Source organism: Amycolatopsis sp. NPDC049688 (assembly GCF_040674975.1).
Lineage (GTDB): Bacteria > Actinomycetota > Actinomycetes > Mycobacteriales > Pseudonocardiaceae > Amycolatopsis.
The window spans coordinates 41141-58116 of sequence record NZ_JBFANY010000019.1 but is presented as its reverse complement, the minus strand read 5'-3'; the positions used below and the strand labels follow the sequence as shown (position 1 = coordinate 58116).

Annotated in this window: 15 protein-coding genes; 9 read left to right on the top strand and 6 right to left on the bottom strand. The window is 71.7% G+C overall.

The features are described 5' to 3' along the window. Nucleotides 1-38 precede the first annotated feature (38 nt). Both AB0J55_RS39140 and AB0J55_RS39135 read left to right on the top strand, forming a co-directional pair. Nucleotides 39-605, top strand: coding sequence for a helix-turn-helix domain-containing protein (locus tag AB0J55_RS39140; protein WP_364261178.1), 567 nt, complete (start codon nucleotides 39-41; stop codon nucleotides 603-605). After that, nucleotides 602-1855, top strand: coding sequence for an MFS transporter (locus tag AB0J55_RS39135; RefSeq protein WP_364260823.1), 1254 nt, complete (start codon nucleotides 602-604; stop codon nucleotides 1853-1855). The genes AB0J55_RS39140 and AB0J55_RS39135 overlap by 4 nt, the downstream gene beginning before the upstream one ends. On the opposite strand, the gene glp is transcribed toward AB0J55_RS39135, so the two are convergent. Next, nucleotides 1809-2999 carry a gephyrin-like molybdotransferase Glp gene (gene glp, locus AB0J55_RS39130; RefSeq protein WP_364260820.1) on the bottom strand — a complete coding sequence of 397 codons (1191 nt, stop codon included), beginning with the start codon at nucleotides 2997-2999 and terminating at the stop codon, nucleotides 1809-1811. The genes AB0J55_RS39135 and glp overlap by 47 nt on opposite strands. Nucleotides 3000-3072: 73 nt before the next feature. Here glp and AB0J55_RS39125 point away from each other — a divergent pair, with 73 nt between their 5' ends. The 5 genes from AB0J55_RS39125 (at nucleotide 3073) to groL (ending at nucleotide 8095) form a co-directional block, all read left to right on the top strand. Beyond that, complete coding sequence (locus AB0J55_RS39125; RefSeq protein ID WP_003085451.1) at nucleotides 3073-3750, top strand: TIGR00266 family protein; 678 nt, start codon at nucleotides 3073-3075, stop codon at nucleotides 3748-3750. After that, nucleotides 3750-4373: an AIM24 family protein gene (locus tag AB0J55_RS39120; RefSeq protein WP_360276473.1), complete on the top strand. Its 624-nt coding sequence runs from the start codon at nucleotides 3750-3752 to the stop codon at nucleotides 4371-4373. The genes AB0J55_RS39125 and AB0J55_RS39120 overlap by 1 nt, the downstream gene beginning before the upstream one ends. Before the next feature lie 111 nt (nucleotides 4374-4484). Next, complete coding sequence (locus AB0J55_RS39115) at nucleotides 4485-4691, top strand: cold-shock protein (protein ID WP_003085446.1); 207 nt, start codon at nucleotides 4485-4487, stop codon at nucleotides 4689-4691. A gap of 64 nt (nucleotides 4692-4755) precedes the next feature. After that, nucleotides 4756-6237: a serine/threonine-protein kinase gene (locus tag AB0J55_RS39110; protein WP_364260816.1), complete on the top strand. Its 1482-nt coding sequence runs from the start codon at nucleotides 4756-4758 to the stop codon at nucleotides 6235-6237. 229 nt (nucleotides 6238-6466) lie between these two features. Further along, on the top strand, nucleotides 6467-8095 hold the full coding sequence (gene groL, locus AB0J55_RS39105) for a chaperonin GroEL (protein WP_086857657.1): 1629 nt from the start codon (nucleotides 6467-6469) through the stop codon (nucleotides 8093-8095). A 65-nt stretch (nucleotides 8096-8160) separates the two neighbouring features. On the opposite strand, the gene AB0J55_RS39100 is transcribed toward groL, so the two are convergent. The 5 genes from AB0J55_RS39100 to AB0J55_RS39080 all read right to left on the bottom strand — a co-directional run bounded on the left by AB0J55_RS39100 (nucleotide 8161) and on the right by AB0J55_RS39080 (nucleotide 12040). Further along, nucleotides 8161-8478 carry a hypothetical protein gene (locus tag AB0J55_RS39100; protein WP_364260813.1) on the bottom strand — a complete coding sequence of 106 codons (318 nt, stop codon included), beginning with the start codon at nucleotides 8476-8478 and terminating at the stop codon, nucleotides 8161-8163. Between the two features lie 172 nt (nucleotides 8479-8650). Further along, nucleotides 8651-8869 carry a PspC domain-containing protein gene (locus tag AB0J55_RS39095; protein WP_364260810.1) on the bottom strand — a complete coding sequence of 73 codons (219 nt, stop codon included), beginning with the start codon at nucleotides 8867-8869 and terminating at the stop codon, nucleotides 8651-8653. A gap of 78 nt (nucleotides 8870-8947) precedes the next feature. Beyond that, the gene (locus tag AB0J55_RS39090) at nucleotides 8948-9877 is read right to left on the bottom strand and encodes an o-succinylbenzoate synthase (RefSeq protein WP_364260808.1); all 930 of its coding nucleotides are present in this window, start codon (nucleotides 9875-9877) and stop codon (nucleotides 8948-8950) included. Nucleotides 9878-9918: 41 nt separating this feature from the next. Then, nucleotides 9919-10764: a DUF72 domain-containing protein gene (locus tag AB0J55_RS39085; protein WP_364260805.1), complete on the bottom strand. Its 846-nt coding sequence runs from the start codon at nucleotides 10762-10764 to the stop codon at nucleotides 9919-9921. A gap of 514 nt (nucleotides 10765-11278) precedes the next feature. Next, on the bottom strand, nucleotides 11279-12040 hold the full coding sequence (locus AB0J55_RS39080; protein WP_364260802.1) for a DUF4253 domain-containing protein: 762 nt from the start codon (nucleotides 12038-12040) through the stop codon (nucleotides 11279-11281). 282 nt (nucleotides 12041-12322) lie between these two features. Here AB0J55_RS39080 and AB0J55_RS39075 point away from each other — a divergent pair, with 282 nt between their 5' ends. Then, the gene (locus AB0J55_RS39075) at nucleotides 12323-15370 is read left to right on the top strand and encodes a BTAD domain-containing putative transcriptional regulator (RefSeq protein WP_364260799.1); all 3048 of its coding nucleotides are present in this window, start codon (nucleotides 12323-12325) and stop codon (nucleotides 15368-15370) included. Between the two features lie 151 nt (nucleotides 15371-15521). Beyond that, on the top strand, nucleotides 15522-16964 hold the full coding sequence (locus AB0J55_RS39070; RefSeq protein ID WP_364260796.1) for a glycoside hydrolase family 19 protein: 1443 nt from the start codon (nucleotides 15522-15524) through the stop codon (nucleotides 16962-16964). The last annotated feature ends 12 nt before the right edge of the window (nucleotides 16965-16976 follow it).

Here is a 16976-nt window from a genome sequence, read left to right as displayed (position 1 = left end):
GACATTGCACAAGAACTCTTGTACAACTACTCTTGTGCATCATGGAAGAGAAGAACGTCCGGGAGATCCGCGACTCGAAAGCGCTCGCGGCCATCGCGCACCCCCTGCGGCGGCGGCTGCTGGACCTGCTGCACCTCGACGGCCCCGCGACGGCGTCGGCGCTGGCGGCGCGAACCGATCAGGCGGTCGGGAACATCAGCCACCACCTCAAGGTGCTGGCGGCCAGCGAACTCGTCGAGGAGGCGCCGGAGCTGGCCCGTGACCGGCGGGAACGCTGGTGGCGGCGTACTTCGAGCGCGATCAAGTGGGGCGCGCAGGACTTCCCCGGCGACCCGGTCGCCGAAACCGCCGAGGCGCTGACCCTCGACTACCAGCACACGATGGCCCGCGAATGGCTCGCCACCCGGGACACCTACCCCCCGCAGTGGCGTGGCGCGCTGTTCAGCGTCGACGGCTGGGCGCGGCTGTCGATCGCCGAACTGGACGAGCTGAACGACCGGATCGTCGCCATGCTCGCCGAGTACCGCGACCGGACCCCGCCCGGCGACGGCGTCGAGCGCCGCCCGGTCTTCTTCGCCGCGCGAGCGTCGCTGGGCCGGCCGTGAAGGGGCTCTGGGGGAACAGGGACTTCCGGCTGCTCTGGACCGGCGAGACCACCAGCATGCTCGGCAGCATGGTCGCGAGCACGGCGTTGCCGCTGGTCGCGGTGGTCACGCTGCAGGCGAGCACCTTCGAAGTCGCGCTGCTGACGGCGGCGGCCTGGCTGCCGTGGCTGATCGTGGGCCTGCCCGCCGGCGCCTGGGTGGACCGGCTGCCGAAGCGGCCGGTCATGCTGGTCTGCAACACCGTCTCGATGGCGGTGTTCGGCAGCGTCCCGCTCGCCGCCGTCTCCAGGCTGCTGACCATGCCGTACCTGCTGGCCGCGGCCCTGCTCGGCGGCTTCGCGAAGGTGTTCTTCACCCTCGCCTACCGCGCGTACCTCCCGGCGCTCGTCGAGGACGGCGAACTCCTCGAAGGGAACGCGAAGCTGCACGGCAGCGAATCCGCGACGCAGGTCGCCGGGCCGGGGCTGGCCGGGCTGCTGGCCCAGCTGTTCGGCCCGGTCAGCGGCATCCTCGCGGACGCGATCAGCTTCGGGGTTTCGGTGCTCTGCGTGCGCGCGATCCGGGCGCGGGAGACCCCGGCCGTGGCCGAGCGCACGCCGCTGCGCACCCAGATCGCCGAGGGCCTGCGGTTCGTCGCCGGGGACCGCTACCTGCGGTCGATGATGACCTTCGCCGCCGTCTCGAACCTCGCGCTCAGCGGGTACAGCTCCATCCAGATCGTCTTCCTGTCCCGCACGCTCGGCGCCGGCCCCGGGCTGGTGGGCCTGGTCCTGGCGCTGGCCGCGGCCGGCGGGGTGCTCGGCGCGGCGCTGGCCCGGCGGCTCGGCGCGCATTTCGGCGCCGCGAGGGCGTTCCTGCTCTGCGAGATCTTCGCGGCCCCGATGATGCTGCTCGGCCCGCTGAGCGGTCCCGGGTGGGGACTGGCGCTGTTCGTGCTCGCGGTCTTCGGCGTCTGCGCCGGCGTCGTCGCCTCGAACGTGCTGACCACGACGTTCCGGCAGCAGTACTGCCCGCCCGAGCTGTTCGGCCGGATCACCTCGAGCGCCTCGCTCGTCGCGTACGGCACGATCCCGCTGGCCGGGGTACTAGGGGGCACGCTGGGCGAAGCGATCGGCGTCCGGGAGACGTTGTGGGTGGCCTCGGGAGTGCTCATCATCGCGCTGCCGCTGCTGGCGCCGTACCGGAAGCTGCGGGACTTCCCGGTCAGAGCAGCAGGACGTCCACCTCTTCCCCAACCGCTGCCGTCGTGACGTCCTCCGGCAGCACGATCAGGCAGTTCGCCTGGGTGAACGCGCCGAGCAGGTGCGAGCCGGGCCCGCCGCGCGGCCCGACGATCCCGGTGACCTCCCGGTCGGACGGGGTGAACACGCCCCGGCGGTACTGGCGGCGCCCGGCGGGCGAGGGCATCTCCTCGGTCAGCCGGGCCCGCACCCGGCGCCGGGAGACGTCGGTGTGGCCCAGCGCGGTCAGGATCGCCGGGCGCAGGAACGCCTCGAACGACACGAGCACGCTGACCGGGTTGCCGGGCAGCGTCACCACGGGCACGCCCTGCCAGCGCCCGCAGCCCTGGGGCCCGCCCGGCTGCATCGCGACCTTCGCGAACTCGACGCCCTGGCCGGTCAGCGCGTCCTTCACCACTTCGTACGCGCCTGCGCTGACGCCACCGGACGTCACCAGCAGGTCGGCACCGGCCAGCTTCGGCTCGATGACCTTGCGGAACTCCTCGACGTCGTCGACGACGCTGCGGACCACGTCGACCTCGCAGCCGAGACCGCGGATCGCCGCCGCGAGCATCACGCTGTTGGACTCGTAGATCTGGCCGTGGCGCAGCGGGGCCGGGGCGTCGATCAGCTCGGTGCCGGTCGAGGCCACCAGCACCCGCAGCGGCCGGTGCACCCGCACCTCGGCGAGCCCGACCGCGGCCGCCAGGCCCAGCTGGGCGTGGCCCAGCACGGTGCCCGCGTGCAGGGCGACGCTGCCTTCGACGACGTCCTCGCCGGTCCGGCGGATGTGCGCGCCTTCGCGGGCGGGCGCCGAAATGGTCACCGTTTCCGTGCCGCCGTCGGTGTCTTCGACCATCACGACGGCGTCCGCGCCCGGCGGCAGCGGCGCGCCGGTCATGATCCGGTGCGCGGTGCCCGGCTCCAGCGGCTGCACGTCGACCCGGCCGGCCGGGATGTCGTCGGCGACCGGGAGCGTCACGGGTGCTGTGACGTCCGCCGCGCGGACCGCGTAGCCGTCCATCGCGGAGTTGTCGAAGGGCGGCAGGGACACGGTCGCCGTCACGTCCTCGGCCAGGACGAGACCGGCCGCGGCGGCGAGGGGCAGGGCGGTCGCGGGAGCGGTGCCGAGGAGCGCGGCAACCCGGTCGCGGTAGTCGTCGACGGAGATCACCGGACCATCCTCCCCGGGTTTCGGGCGCATGCAAGACTCTGCCCCGACAAGCGCACGCCACAGGGGAGAAAGCATGCAGGTCGGAATCCGTCAACAGCCCTCGTTCGCCGTCGCCCGGCTGATGCTGGCGCCCGGCGAGCCGTGCCAGGTCGAGTCCGGCGCGATGATGGCCACCAGTTACGGCGTGCAGGTGCAGTCGCAGGCGCAGGGCGGGATCATGAAGGGCCTCGGCCGCGCGTTCCTCTCCGGCGAGTCCTTCTTCATCTCCACCTTCACCGCGCCGCAGAACGGCGGCTGGGTCGACGTCGCCGCCAACCTGCCCGGCGACATCCAGGTGATCACCCTCGACGGCCGGACCGGCTGGGCCGTCACCCGCGGCTGCTGGCTCGCGTCGTCGCACGGCGTGCAGACGGAGACCAAGTGGGGCGGGATGAAGAACCTGATGGGCGGCGAGGGCGGCTTCCTGACCCACGCCACCGGCCAGGGCCAGCTGCTCGTCTCCTGCTACGGCGCGGTCGAGACCATCACGCTGCAGCAGGGCGAGATGGTGACCATCGACACCGGGCACGTCGTCGCGTACGCCGACACTGTGCAGTACCAGATCCGGAAGGTCGCGCAGGGCATCATCCAGTCGATGAAGAGCGGCGAAGGGCTCGTGTTCGACTTCGTCGGCCCCGGCCAGATCATGACGCAGACGCGCAACCCGTCCGCGCTGGTGAACTGGATCGTCTCCCACGTTCCGTCGCGCTGATGCGTGTCCAGACCCGGCACACGCCGGTCTTCGGCGTCGCCCGCGTCCTGCTGGACCCGGGCGAGGCCGTGCGGGCCGCGCCGGAAACCCTGCTCGCCAGCCGGTTCGGCGTCACCGAGACCCCGGCCGGCCGCGGCGGTGTCCGGGCGGGCAAGAGCACGACGGCCGTCTACACCGCGCCCTCCGACGGCGGCTGGATCGACTTCGCGCCGCTGCGCCCCGGCGACGTCTACCCGCTCGAACTCGGCGGCGGCACGGGCTGGTCGGTGCACCGCGACGCCGTGCTGGTGCGACCTTCGTCGGTCCGGCACGACACCGGGTGGGTGCCGCTGCAGCAGCTCTTCGGCGCCGATTCGGGGTTCCTGGAGCACTACAGCGGAACCGGCCCGCTCGTGCTGGCCGCGCCCGGCCCGGTGGACGCGTTCGAGCTCGGCAAGGGCGAGCTGGTCACCGTCCGGCCGGACTACCTGCTGGCCTACCCGGACACCGTGCAGTGCCGGCTGCGGGCCCTCGATCCGGGCGGGCCGCAGTCACTGCGCACCGGCGAAGGGCTCGCGGTCGACTTCGCGGGTCCCGGGACGGTGCTCGTGCACGCGCGGAACCGACGCCTTTCGGGTTCGTGATCTTCGGACGAATTGCCCATTGCCGAGGGAAATAATTACGGTAGCGTGATTGGCACTCCGCCGCTGGCATCCGCTCGGGCCAGCGGATCCTTTGTGCTGAGGGAGGGCGCCGTGGCTGTCGGCACCGTCAAATGGTTCAACTCGGAAAAGGGCTACGGGTTCATCGAATCCACGGAGGGGCCGGACGTGTTCGTCCACTATTCGGCCATCCAGTCCGAAGGATTCCGCACCCTGGACGAGGGCGACCGGGTCGAGTTCGAAGTGCAGTCCGGCCGCGATGGTCGTAGCCAGGCAGCCGATGTACGGAAGGTTTCGTAACACACCCCGCCGCTGATCGGTGAACCCCCGGCAGGCGCCGAACCAGGGGCGTTAGGCTGCGGGCGTGACAGGCGACGTGTCGGGGGACCTCACCGGTCGCCGGCTGGGCAACTACCGCATCGACGGGGTGCTCGGCAAGGGCGGCATGAGCGTGACCTACAAGGCCACCGACGTGCGGCTCGGCCGCAAGGTGGCCCTGAAGGTCATCGGTGACCACCTCGGAGCCGACGCCGAGTTCCGCGAACGGTTCGTCGACGAGGCACGCAACACCTCCGCGATCGACCACGCCAACGTCGTGCCGCTGTACGACTTCGGCGAGCTCGACGGCATGCTCTACATCGCCATGCGGATGGTCGACGGCGGCGATCTCGCCGCGTTGATCTCGGGGGGACCGATCGCGCCCGCGCGCGCCCTGACGATGCTCGACCAGGTCGCGGACGCCCTCGACACGCTGCACAACCGTGGTCTGGTCCACCTCGACGTCAAGCCGGCGAACGTGCTCGTGACGAAGAAGGAGACGTCGCGCGAGCACGTGTACGTCGCCGACTTCGGGCTGACGCGCCGCGGCGCGACCGGGCACCGGACGCGCGGCGGCGACTTCCTCGGCTCGCCCACGTACGCGGCGCCGGAGCACCTGCGCGGAGAGCCGCTGGACGGGCGGACCGACCAGTACGCGCTGACGTGCGTCCTCTACGCCTGCCTCACCGGCAGCCCGCCGTTCAAGGGCGACGTCCCGACAGTGATCAAGGGACACCTCAACGGCGAGCCACCCGCGATCTCGCGCGCCGTCGCCCTGCCGCCGTCGATCGACGAGGTGATCCGCCGCGGCATGGCCAAGAACCCGGCCGACCGCTACCCCAGCTGCGTCGAGATGATCGCGGCCGCCCGCCGCGCGCTCGGCCCGCTGGCGACGTCCGACACCCCGCCCGGCCCGCCCGGGTCCCATTCGGGCGGAATCCCCGCGCCGCAGCGTCCTGGTCAGGTACAACAGGGGCCGCACCAGAACAGCGCACCGCAGGGAGAGGGGGCCCCCGTGCACCCGTACGGAGGACAGCAGCAGCCCGGCTACGGCCCGGGCCCCGGACCGCAGGGCCCGCAAGGCCCGCCGCCGGGCCTGCCACCTCAGAGTTACGGCTACCCCCAGCAGGGCGCGCCGCAGGGGCCGCCGCCCGGGATGCCGCCGCAGGGCCCGCCGCCGGGGTACGGCTACCCGCAGCAGCAGGGCATGCCGGGCATGCCGCCGCCGGGCTACGGCCAGGACCCGATGCGGCTGCGCCCCCCGATGCCCGCGGGCGGCGCGGGCGCGTTCCACCAGCCGAAGAGCAGCGGCGGCAAGAAGTGGATCTTCGTCGTCCTCGGCCTGGTGGTCGTGGCCGGCCTGGTCGTGGGCGCGATCTTCCTGTTCGGCGACGGCGGCAGCGGCGGGGGCGGCACCCAGACGACGGCCCCGGAGATCCCGGTCGGGCCGGGCAGCAGCTCGCAGACCAACCCGGCGTCGTCGCTCAACGCCCCGCCGACGTCGATCAGCATCAAGCCGGGTAACTGAATCCGGGCCACCTTGAGCTGGGCTTCTTGCACTCTCCCCCCGAGAGTGCTAAACACGAACTTGGCACTCGACGCCGTCGAGTGCCAAAGGTCGGGACGGTGAGGCTGAACCCCCACCCGGGTCCAGTCGTCCGTCGCGGGCACCGAGCCTGGCCGAGGAAGAGTCCTGCTGCCGCCGCTGCAGACAGACAGCGCGGCGGCTGCGCCCAATACCGGAGGACCACACCGCAATGGCCAAACTGATCGCGTTCGACGAGGACGCCCGCCGCGGTCTCGAGCGCGGCTTGAACACCCTCGCCGAAGCCGTCAAGGTGACCCTCGGCCCGCGGGGCCGGAACGTCGTGCTCGAAAAGAAGTGGGGCGCGCCGACCATCACCAACGACGGTGTCTCCATCGCCAAGGAGATCGAGCTCGAGGACCCGTGGGAGAAGATCGGGGCCGAGCTCGTCAAGGAAGTTGCCAAGAAGACCGACGACGTCGCGGGTGACGGCACCACCACCGCCACCGTGCTCGCCCAGGCGCTCGTGCGCGAGGGCCTGCGCAACGTCGCCGCCGGCGCCGACCCGATCAGCCTGAAGCGTGGCATCGAGGCGGCCGTCGAGGCCGTCACCGAGCAGCTGCACAAGGCCGCCGTGCAGATCGAGACCAAGGAGCAGATCGCTGCTACCGCCTCGATCTCGGCCGCGGACCGCACCATCGGCGAGCTCATCGCCGAGGCGCTGGACAAGGTCGGCAAGGAAGGCGTCGTCACTGTCGAGGAGAGCAACACCTTCGGCCTCGAGCTCGAGCTCACCGAGGGCATGCGCTTCGACAAGGGCTACATCTCCGGTTACTTCGTGACCGACCCGGAGCGTCAGGAAGCCGAGCTCGAGGACCCGTACATCCTCCTCTTCGGCTCCAAGATCTCCACCGTCAAGGACGTGCTGCCGCTGCTGGAGAAGGTCATCCAGTCCGGCAAGCCGCTGCTGATCATCGCCGAGGACGTCGAGGGCGAGGCCCTGGCCACCCTCATCGTCAACAAGATGCGCGGCACCTTCAAGTCCGTCGCCGTCAAGGCCCCGGGCTTCGGTGACCGCCGCAAGGCGATCCTGCAGGACATCGCGATCCTGACCGGTGGCCAGGTCATCTCCGAGGACGTCGGCCTCAAGCTGGAGAACGCGGACCTGTCCCTGCTGGGCAAGGCCCGCAAGGCCGTCATCACCAAGGACGAGACGACCATCGTCGAGGGTGCGGGCGACGCCGACCAGATCCAGGGTCGCGTCAACCAGATCCGCGCCGAGATCGAGAACTCGGACTCGGACTACGACCGCGAGAAGCTGCAGGAGCGGCTCGCGAAGCTGGCCGGCGGCGTGGCCGTCATCAAGGCCGGCGCCGCGACCGAGGTCGAGCTCAAGGAGCGCAAGCACCGCATCGAGGACGCGGTGCGCAACGCGAAGGCCGCCGTGGAAGAGGGCATCGTCGCCGGTGGTGGCGTGGCCCTGATCCAGGCCGCCGAGGCCGCGTTCGCGGGCCTGAAGCTCGAGGGCGACGAGGCCACTGGCGCCAACATCGTCAAGGTGGCCGTCGAGGCCCCGCTCAAGCAGATCGCGATCAACGCCGGCCTCGAGGGCGGCGTCGTGGTGGAGAAGGTCAAGGGCCTGCCGCAGGGTCACGGCCTCAACGCCGCCACGGGTGTCTACGAGGACCTGCTCGCCGCCGGCGTGCCGGACCCGACGAAGGTCACCCGCTCCGCGCTGCAGAACGCCGCGTCCATCGCGGCGCTGTTCCTGACCACCGAGGCCGTCGTGGCGGACAAGCCGGAGAAGGCTTCGGCCGCTCCCGCCGACCCGTCCGGTGGCATGGGTGGCATGGACTTCTGAGTTCTGCCGCTTCACCGGAAAGCCCGGTCCGCTTCGGCGGGCCGGGCTTTCTTTATGGGCGCTGGCTATGGCTTGGTGAAGAACCAGACGGCGAAGGCGCCGACGGTGACGACGCCGAGCGCGAGCACGAAGAGGCCCCCGAGCCAGGCCGTGCTCGCTTCTTCCGCTTCCATCGCGAGGACGACCGCGCCGATGCCGGTCAGCAGCACCCAGATCGCGAACGCGGCGGCGGCGTAGAGCACGACCTTGGTGGCGGACCGGCTGCCGGGTTCGTCGAGCGTGAGGAACGCGGCGTAGGCGGTCAGGCCGAGCCCGGCGATCAGGTACAGCCCGCCGAGGACGCCGACGACGACCTTCGCGGCCGTTCTGCTCCCTTGATCCACGAGCGCGAACCCTAACCCCTCGAACGGGATCCGCGCCGCGCATTTGGGCCGCTCGGCTCAGCCGCTTCGGCCGAACGGCCCGGGCGTCCCCTGGCGCCCGGGCCGTTCCTTTCGTGCACCCCCGTCAGCGGGCGGGCTCCGGTTCCCCCTGTGAACCGGGGCCCGCCCCGGTTCAGGAGTCCTCTTCCGGCGTCAGGATGGCGGCGGCGACGTAGACCGGGATGGCGATGCCGACCGAGAGGAACACGGCGGCGACCAGGCCGATGCGCAGGACGTTGGCGTCGATGCCGAGGTAGGTGGCCCAGCCGCCGCAGACGCCGGTGAGCATCTTGTCGGTCCGGCTGCGGCGGAGCTTCTTGGTGGTTTCCGGGGTGTACACGCTGTTCGTCATGGCTCAATACTGGCGCCGGGGGCACCCTGACCACATCCGGAACGGCCCCGACCCCGACCCTGAACTTCGCCATCGGGGTCAGGCGAGCGCGCGCACCCGGGCGAGGCGGTTGTCCCACGCCGCCGCTACTTCGGGCGTGGCCGGGTACGCGTCCGTGGGGTCCGGTGCCGTCCGCGGAACCGGCAGGTATCCGTCTACAGGGGACAGCGGGTCGGTGGTGATGTCGCCTTCCAGCAACGAAATCGTGCCGAGTCCACAAGCGAATTCCAGCGACGGCAGCGCGCCCGCCAACGCCAGTCCGGCCGCCAGGCCCACGCTCGTCTCCACCGCCGACGACACCACGCACGGCAGCCCGCACGCCTCGGCCACCTCCAGCGCGCGCCGCACGCCGCCGAGCGGGGAGACCTTCAGGACCGCGATGTCCGCCGCGCCGGCGACCGCCACCTTCAGCGGGTCCTCCGCCCGGCGGATCGACTCGTCGGCGGCGATCCGGACGCCCACCCGGCGCCGCACCGCGGCCAGCTCCTCGATCGACGGGCACGGCTGTTCCGCGTACTCCAGGCCGTCGGCCGCCTTGTCGAGGTCGGTGATCGCCCGCACCGCCGTGTCGACGTCCCAGGCCATGTTGGCGTCGACGCGGATGGCGCCGTCCGGGCCGAGCGCCGCGCGGACCGCCTCCACCCGCGCGCAGTCGTCGGTCAGCGAGACGCGCGGGTCGGCCACCTTCACCTTGGCCGTCCGGCAGCCGGAGCCGCGGACCAGCTCGTACGCCTGCTCCGGCCCGACCACCGGCACCGTCGTGTTGACCTCGACCCGGTCACGGACCGGCGCGGGCCAGCCGGCTTCGGCCGCCTCCAGCGCCGCCCGCAGCCACGGCACGCTCTCGGCGTCGGAGTAGTCGGCGAACGGGCAGAACTCGCCCCAGCCCGCCGGGCCGCGCAGCAGGACCCCTTCACGGACGGTGATGCCGCGGAACCGGGTGCGCAGGGGGATCGCGTAGACCTTCATCGGCACCGATCATGCCACCGCCCCGGCTTGGCCGGCGGCGCTCACTGCCTGGTGGGCGGAGCCACCCCGAGCAGATCGGCGAGGCATTCGGCGTTCCGGGGCGCCTCGACTTTGACGTCGTTGTCGAAGTAGACGTGCACGTCCCGGCGGCCGCCGTCGTGCCAGGTCCGGATCTTGTCGGCCCAGGTCCGCAGGGCCCGGTCGGAGTAGCCGCTGACGTAGAGTTCTTCGTCGCCGTGCAGCCGGATGTAGGTGAAGTCGGCGGTCTGGTCTTCGAGGAACGGCCACTTCCCGGCGGTGTCGGCGACGACGAGGGCGATGTTGTGTTCCTCGAGGAGCTTCTTCGCGGCGGGCTGGTCGAAGCTGGGGTGCCGGACTTCGAGGGCGTGCCGCAGGGGTCGTTCCGGGCCGGCTTCGAGGTACGGCGGGGCTTTCAGCTTGTCGTCGTGTTTCGTGGCGAGCTGGGCGGCGTCGGTGGTGGTTCGGGGCAGGAGGGCGAAGAAGTTGACGAGGCGGTCGGGGTCGAACGCCAGGCGGGGTGGGAGTTGCCAGAGGAAGGGACCGAGTTTCGCTCCGAGCGCGAGGACGCCGGAGGCGTAGAAGTTGGCGAGCGCGGTCTCGACGTCTCGGAGCTGCTTCATGTGCGTGATGAAGCGGCCGCCTTTGACGGCGAAGACGAAGTCGGCGGGGGTTTCGTCGGACCAGGCTCGGTAGCGCTCGGGGCGCTGGAGGGAGTAGAAGGAGCCGTTGATCTCCACGGCGTTCATGCGCCGGGAGAGGTATTCGAGCTCCCGGCGCTGGGCGAGCTTGGGTGGGTAGAAGACCCCTCGCCAGGGTGTGTAGCGCCACCCGGAGGTGCCGATCCGGATCTCGGCGATCGCCCTCACCGCCTTTCCGCGGGGGGTGATTCCCGTTCGGTTCGGCGGTCAAACTTTGGGACAGCTGTCCTGGTTTTGCGGACTCTTGTCCTGGTTCGAGGTGGTTTGGTGAAGAGATTGTCCTCGCCGGACGGGCAGGCTCTGGGATGGCCTCTGGTTTTGCTTGGTCCCTCGGCTTGTGCTGTGGGTCGCTGGGTGGTCATCCCGTCGCCTGATTGAGGCCTATCACTTTGAGCCGGGCCCGCAAGGTTGGGCTGTTCTCTCGCGTTGCGCTGGGGGTTGCGGGCCCGGCTCAAAGTGATTTGACGGCCTCAGGCGACGGGATGACCACCCAGCTGCTTTGGGTGGGTAGGGCTCCGCTCGCTGCTGGGGCTGGGGCTGGGGCTGGGGCTCGCTGCGTGGGGTGCGGGGTCGCCGGGTCGTGGCGGGGCGCCGCTTGCCGGCGAGTGGCCGCAACCCTCGGCGGCCGCCACCCTCGGCTTCCGCGGGCCCCGCCTCCGGCCGGGAGCCTGGCCAACCACCCTCAAGCCCAGGAAAACCGCCAATGCCGCGTCTGAACCAGCCCGGACGCGTACTCCCGCAGATTTCCCGGCTGCCCCGCGAACGTGGGCAAGCAAAATGCCCGGTGCTCCGCAGCCACCGTCAACGCCCGGGCCTGGTTCCTCGGCGGCGCCGCCACCGACAGCTCGATGGCGTCGAATCCCAGCACCACCAGCGTTGCGCCGAAGCGGTCCTCCCAGCTCCTCAGCACCGCCGACAGCTCTGCCACCTGGTCCGTGCACTTGATCATGCCTGTCCAGCCCAGCAGGGCCGGGATGTCCGCCGGGCGCTCGGTCTGGACCAGGCCGAGCCGGTGGGGGGCGCGGTTGGCCAGGATCGAGCCCGTGTTGCCCGCCTCGGCCAAGGGGTCCGAGCGGCGGGGGCTGCGTTTGGCCAGACCCGGGAACCGGGCGCCGAACGGGCGAAGGCACGCGCCGTCGCAGCACGAACCGTCCCACCAGCGGGACAGGGCTCCCGCCGGGTCCGCCGTGGCCACTCGGTGGCCCGCCGGGGCCAGACGGCCGCGGTCGTCGATCCAGTCCTCGCCGTTCGCCGCGAAACGCTGGTCGTGGGGGATCAGCACCGGCCACAGGCCCGACCGCTCGAACTCGGCCACGCAGCCGAGGTAGCGCTCGGGCCGGGTCAGCGGCAGGTCGGACACCCACAGCCGGCCGTGCCACGACCCCGGTGGCAGCGTCTGGACCGGCGGTGCGGGCGTACCGGGGCGGAGCGGTGCGATCGTCATGGACGTCCCCTCGAACTTGTGTTCGGTTCCTGCACCTCGAACAGTAGTTCGAGGGCCCGACAATTTCCAGCGTTTCGGCCGCTCATCCGTTCGAGTGAATTAGTAAAACTGCAGGTCAACGCGCTGCTGGGGCTCCTGTGACACAAGATGTTCCTGAGACACGCCACTGCGCCGAAGGGGTGGCGCAGCCGACACGAGACGAACCCGACAGACCGGTCACCTGTGCGGATCTTGCTTAGCCGGTGCCCGGTTGCCAGGCTCTCAAGGAACGAGGGGGGGTGTATGGAGTTCCACGTGCTCGGCCCGGTCGAGGTGGTGGTCGCGGGGACCGCGGCCGGGCTCGGCGGTCCCAAGCCGCGCACCCTGCTGGCGCTGCTGGCCGTGAACGCGGGGCACGTCGTCCCGCTGGAGCAGCTGATCGACGCGATCTGGGGCGAAGAGCCGCCGGAACAGGCCCGCGCCGCCGTCTACACCTACGTCTCCACCCTGCGCCGGGCGCTGGCCAACGGCGGGGATCCCGAGGTGATCGCGCGCAGCGGGGGCGGTTACCGGCTGGCCGTCGATCTCGACCAGGTCGACCTGCACACCTTCGTCCGGGAGGTGTCGGCCGGCCGCCGGGCCAGGGCGGCCGGGGAGCCCGGGCGAGCGGTCGCGCATCTCCGGCAGGCGCTCGCGGTGTGGCGGGGGACTGCGCTCGGCGGCACGCAGGGCATGTGGGCGGAAAACGAGCGCGCCCGGCTGGCTGAGCTGCGGGTCGCGGCGCTGGAGGACCGCGTCGACGTCGAGCTCGAGACCGGCGGGGGCGAGTCGCTGGTCCCGGAACTGACCTCGGCCGTCGCCGAACACCCGCTGCGGGAACGGCTGCGCGCCCAGCTCATGCTCGCCCTGCACCAGAGCGGCCGCCGGGCCGACGCGCTCGCCTGCTACCAGGACGGGCGGAAGACGCTGCTCGGCGAACTCGGCCTGGAACCCGGCCCGGTGCTGCTCGCCGCCCACGAGCGGGTCCTGCGCGACGAGCCCGGGACGCCGGCGTCGCGGCCCGGAGCCGGCCTGCGCGTCCCGGTGCCGAGCCAGCTCCCGTTCGACATCGCCGACTTCACCGGCCGCGCGCACGAGGTGGCGGAGCTGGCCCGGCGATTGTCCGAAGAGGCCGCCGGGTCACGGCTGTGCGCGGTCTACGGCAAGCCCGGTGCGGGCAAGAGCACTGTCGCCGCGCACGTCGCGCACCGCGTCCGGGAGCGGTTCCCCGACGGCCAGCTCTACGCCTCGCTGCGCGGGGTGCAGGCCGTCCGTGCCGATCCGGCCGAGGTGCTGGCGGGGTTCCTGCGCGCGCTGGGCGTGCCGGAGGCGGACCTCCCCGTCCGGCTGGAGGAACGCGCCCAGCTCTACCGCACGCTGCTCGCCGACCGGCGCATCCTCGTGGTGCTCGACGACGCTTCCGACGAACGCCAGGTCCGCCCGCTGCTGCCCGGCGGCCACACCTGCGCGGCGCTGGTGACGAGCCGGGAGCGGCTCGGCGCGTTCGGTGGCGCGTCCCACCTGCACCTGCCCGTGCTGGACGAGGCCGAAGCGCTGACCCTGCTGGGCCGGGTCGTCGGTGACGCCCGGGTGGCGGAGGAGCCCGAGGCCGCCCGCGAGATGGTGCGCCTGTGCGGCAACCTGCCGCTCGCCGTGCGGATCGCTGGTGCGCGGCTCGCGGCCCGGCCGCGGTGGAAGGTCGGCAGGCTCACCGAGCGCCTCCGCGTGCAGCACCGGATCCTGCAGGAGCTCACCCTCGGGGACCTCGAGGTGCGCGGCAGTTTCGCGCTCAGCTACGACGACCTGGACGACCGCGAGCGGACGGCGTTGCGCCGGCTCGGCCTCCTCGACGTCTCGTCGTTCGGCGCGTGGGTGGTGGCGCCCCTGCTCGACTGCGACGCCCACGAAGCCGAGGAACTGGTCGAGCGGCTCGTCGACGCGCAGCTGCTCGATGTGTCCACTGTGGACGACGATGGTGGTGCGCTGCGCTACCGGATCCACGATCTGACGCGCGCCTTCGCCCGTGAACGCGGCGAAGCCGAGGAAACCGCGGACGAGATCAGGGCGTCGGCCGGCCGGGCCGCCGAATGCTGGCTCGGCCTCGTCGAGCTCGCCGGACGGCGGGCGCCGCACGTGCCCGACGGGGACAGCCTGCTCGCCCGGTACCTGACGACCGACCGGATCGACGAGATCCTGGCCGAACCGGAGGCGTGGTTCGACGCGGAGCAGACCGGCTTGGTCGGCGTGGTCGAGCGGGTCAGCGGACTGGACCTCACCGACGTCGCCACCCGGCTGGCCGCGGCGCTGTGCTCGTCGGTGTTCGCCGTGCGCAACCTCTTCGGGCAGTGGTGGCGCACGCACAACGCCGCGCTCGCGGCCGCCCGCCGGACCGGCGACCGCACCGGTGAGGCGCGGCTGCTGTCGGGGCTCGGCTGGCTGCGCTACGAGCAGGACCGCTTCGACGAGTCGATCGCCTACCACGAGCAGGCCCTCGCCGCCTGCGAGCTGGACGGCGACCGGCGCGGGCAGGCGCTGAGCCGGCTGGACCTCAGCGTCGTCCAGTGCGAGTACGGCCAGTTCGCCCAGGCGCGGCACTCGCTCGACCTCGCCCTGCCCGTGCTGCGGGAGCTGGGCGAGAAGCAGGCGGAGATCCAGGCGCTGCACGGACTCGGCCGCGTCCGCACCGAACAGGGCGAGCTCGACGAGGCCCTGGTCGCCGCCGAACTCGCCGTGGCCGGCTACACGGCGAGTGGCGACCACAGCAGCCGTGCGCTCGCCCTGCGCTCGGTGAGCCTCGTGCACCGCGCCGCCGGACGGCTCGCCGAGGCGGCCCGGTGCAGCCAGGAGGCGGTGGACCTGCTGCGCACCGCCGACGACCCGCTGATGTCCGCCTACGCCGTGCAGGCGCTCGCCAAGGTCCGCATCCGCCAGGGCCGCGGCGAGGAGGTGCGCGAGGCGATGCTCGAATGCCTCGCCACCTGCCACGAGATGCAGGACGGCTTCGGCCAGGGCCTGATGCTGCGCACCCTCGGCGAGCTGGAGCTGGCCGCCGGGCGGTTCCTCGACGCGCGCGCCCACCTCGCGCGGTCGGTCCAGTGGTGGGACGCGCTCATGCTCCCGGTGTGGCGGGCGCGCGCCCTGCGTGATCTCGCCACGACGCTCGACGCCCTCGGCGAGACCGCCGCCGCCGAAGCGGCGTGGACGGAGGCCGCGGGCCTCTTCCGGCTGCACGGCAGCCGGGAAGCGCGGGAGCCCCGGCCGGTGCTCCGGCTCTCAAACCCGGCTGAAAGTTCTCCGTCCGGCAGCCGCTGACCGAAGCGTTTCCGCTGGTCAACGGCCGGAAAAGAACCTTCAGGTTTCTTTGATCCCGGCGGGAGAAGCTTCTTCCCGTCCCGAGGAGGACGCAGGGGCACAGGGCCCTCGGGGCACACGGATCTCTCCCACGGTGAAGAAGGGAACAACCATGTCCACGCTCAAGAAGACGCTGGGCCGGGCCGCCACCGCGGCGCTCGTCGCGGGGATCGCTCTCGGCGGCCTGCAGACGGCCGCGTCCGCCGGGGAACTCCCGCCGGGTGCGCAGCGCATCGGCGTGCTGGCCGGCGGCAAGCTGTCGGTCAAGGAAGGCAACCTCTACGCCTCCTGGGTCGACGAGATGACCGGGGTGAAGAAGTTCGAGATCGCCGGCGACCGGATCGGCGTGCTGACCGCCGACTCGAAGGTCTTCGTCAAAGAGGGCAACCTGTGGACCGACTGGGTGGAAGAAGCCGGCGACGTCCGCGACTTCCGGCTCGCGGGCAACCGGATCGGCGTGGTGCGCAACGACGGCACCGCCGCGGTCAAGGACGGCACCCTGAGCGCGGCCTGGGTCGAGCAGACCAGCGGCGTCAAGGACCTGGAGCTGACCCCGGACCGCGTCGGCGTGGTGTTCGACAACGGCCTGGCGACGGTCAAGGAGGGCAACCTCTACTCGCCGTGGGTGGACCAGCTGGGCTCGGTCGCCGACCTCGAGCTCTCCGCGGACCGGATCGGTGTGCTGCGCACCGACGGGACGGTGGCCGTCAAGGAGTCCAACCTCTGGTCGAACTGGGTCGAGGAGGTTTCCGGCGTCAAGCAGCTGAAGCTGTCCGGCAGCCGCATCGGCGTCGTGCTCGACAACGGGCTCGCGACGGTCAAGGAGGGCAACCTCTACGCGTCCTGGGTGAACCAGCTGCCCGGCGCCGCAAGCCTGCAGATCGCCGGTGACCGCATCGGCGTGCTGCGCACCGACGGCAGCGTCACGGTCAAGGACGGCGGCCTCTACGGGACGTGGGTCGAGCAGACCGGCGGCGTCCAGCAGCTGGCCCTCGCCGCCGCCGGCACCACCGCGGGCGGCGGCCAGGTCTCGCTGGCCGACATCACCGCCGTCTACGGTTCCACCTACGCCACCGACACCGTCGCGGCCGGGCTGCCGAGCCTCAACGCCGAGATGACGGCCGGGGGCATCACCACGCCGAGCCGCAAGGCCGCGCTGCTCGCCACGCTCAAGCACGAAAGCGGTTTCCGCTACAACGCCGGTGAAGCCGGCAACACCGAGGTCTATCGCGGCCGCGGGTTCATCCAGCTGACCAACGACTTCAACTACCAGTCCGCCGGCGCCGCTCTCGGCCACGACTTCCTCGGCCACCCGGACGACGCCGCCACGCTCGACTGGAGCGCCAAGATCGCCCGCTGGTACTGGACCTCCCACAACATCAACGCCGCCGCCGACAACTACGACATGGGCGCCGTGGGCCGGGCGATCGGGTACTCCTACCGCCTCGACCCGACCGAGTCGCTCAACCGGTGCGCGGACTACAAGAAGGCCCTCGCCTACTTCAACGGCGGCTCGCTGCCCGTCGCCGACGGCGCCGTCAACTGCACCCGCTGAATCCGTTGCTTC

What these genes read in the sequence shown, in the direction of transcription:
- AB0J55_RS39125 (WP_003085451.1), top strand. Translation starts at nt 3,073, where the DNA reads ATGCAGGTCGGAATCCGTCAACAGCCCTCGTTCGCCGTCGCCCGGCTG.
- AB0J55_RS39120 (WP_360276473.1), top strand. Translation starts at nt 3,750, where the DNA reads ATGCGTGTCCAGACCCGGCACACGCCGGTCTTCGGCGTCGCCCGCGTC.
- groL (WP_086857657.1), top strand. Translation starts at nt 6,467, where the DNA reads ATGGCCAAACTGATCGCGTTCGACGAGGACGCCCGCCGCGGTCTCGAG.
- AB0J55_RS39095 (WP_364260810.1), bottom strand. Translation starts at nt 8,869, where the DNA reads ATGACGAACAGCGTGTACACCCCGGAAACCACCAAGAAGCTCCGCCGC.
- AB0J55_RS39090 (WP_364260808.1), bottom strand. Translation starts at nt 9,877, where the DNA reads ATGAAGGTCTACGCGATCCCCCTGCGCACCCGGTTCCGCGGCATCACC.
- AB0J55_RS39080 (WP_364260802.1), bottom strand. Translation starts at nt 12,040, where the DNA reads ATGACGATCGCACCGCTCCGCCCCGGTACGCCCGCACCGCCGGTCCAG.
- AB0J55_RS39075 (WP_364260799.1), top strand. Translation starts at nt 12,323, where the DNA reads ATGGAGTTCCACGTGCTCGGCCCGGTCGAGGTGGTGGTCGCGGGGACC.
- AB0J55_RS39070 (WP_364260796.1), top strand. Translation starts at nt 15,522, where the DNA reads ATGTCCACGCTCAAGAAGACGCTGGGCCGGGCCGCCACCGCGGCGCTC.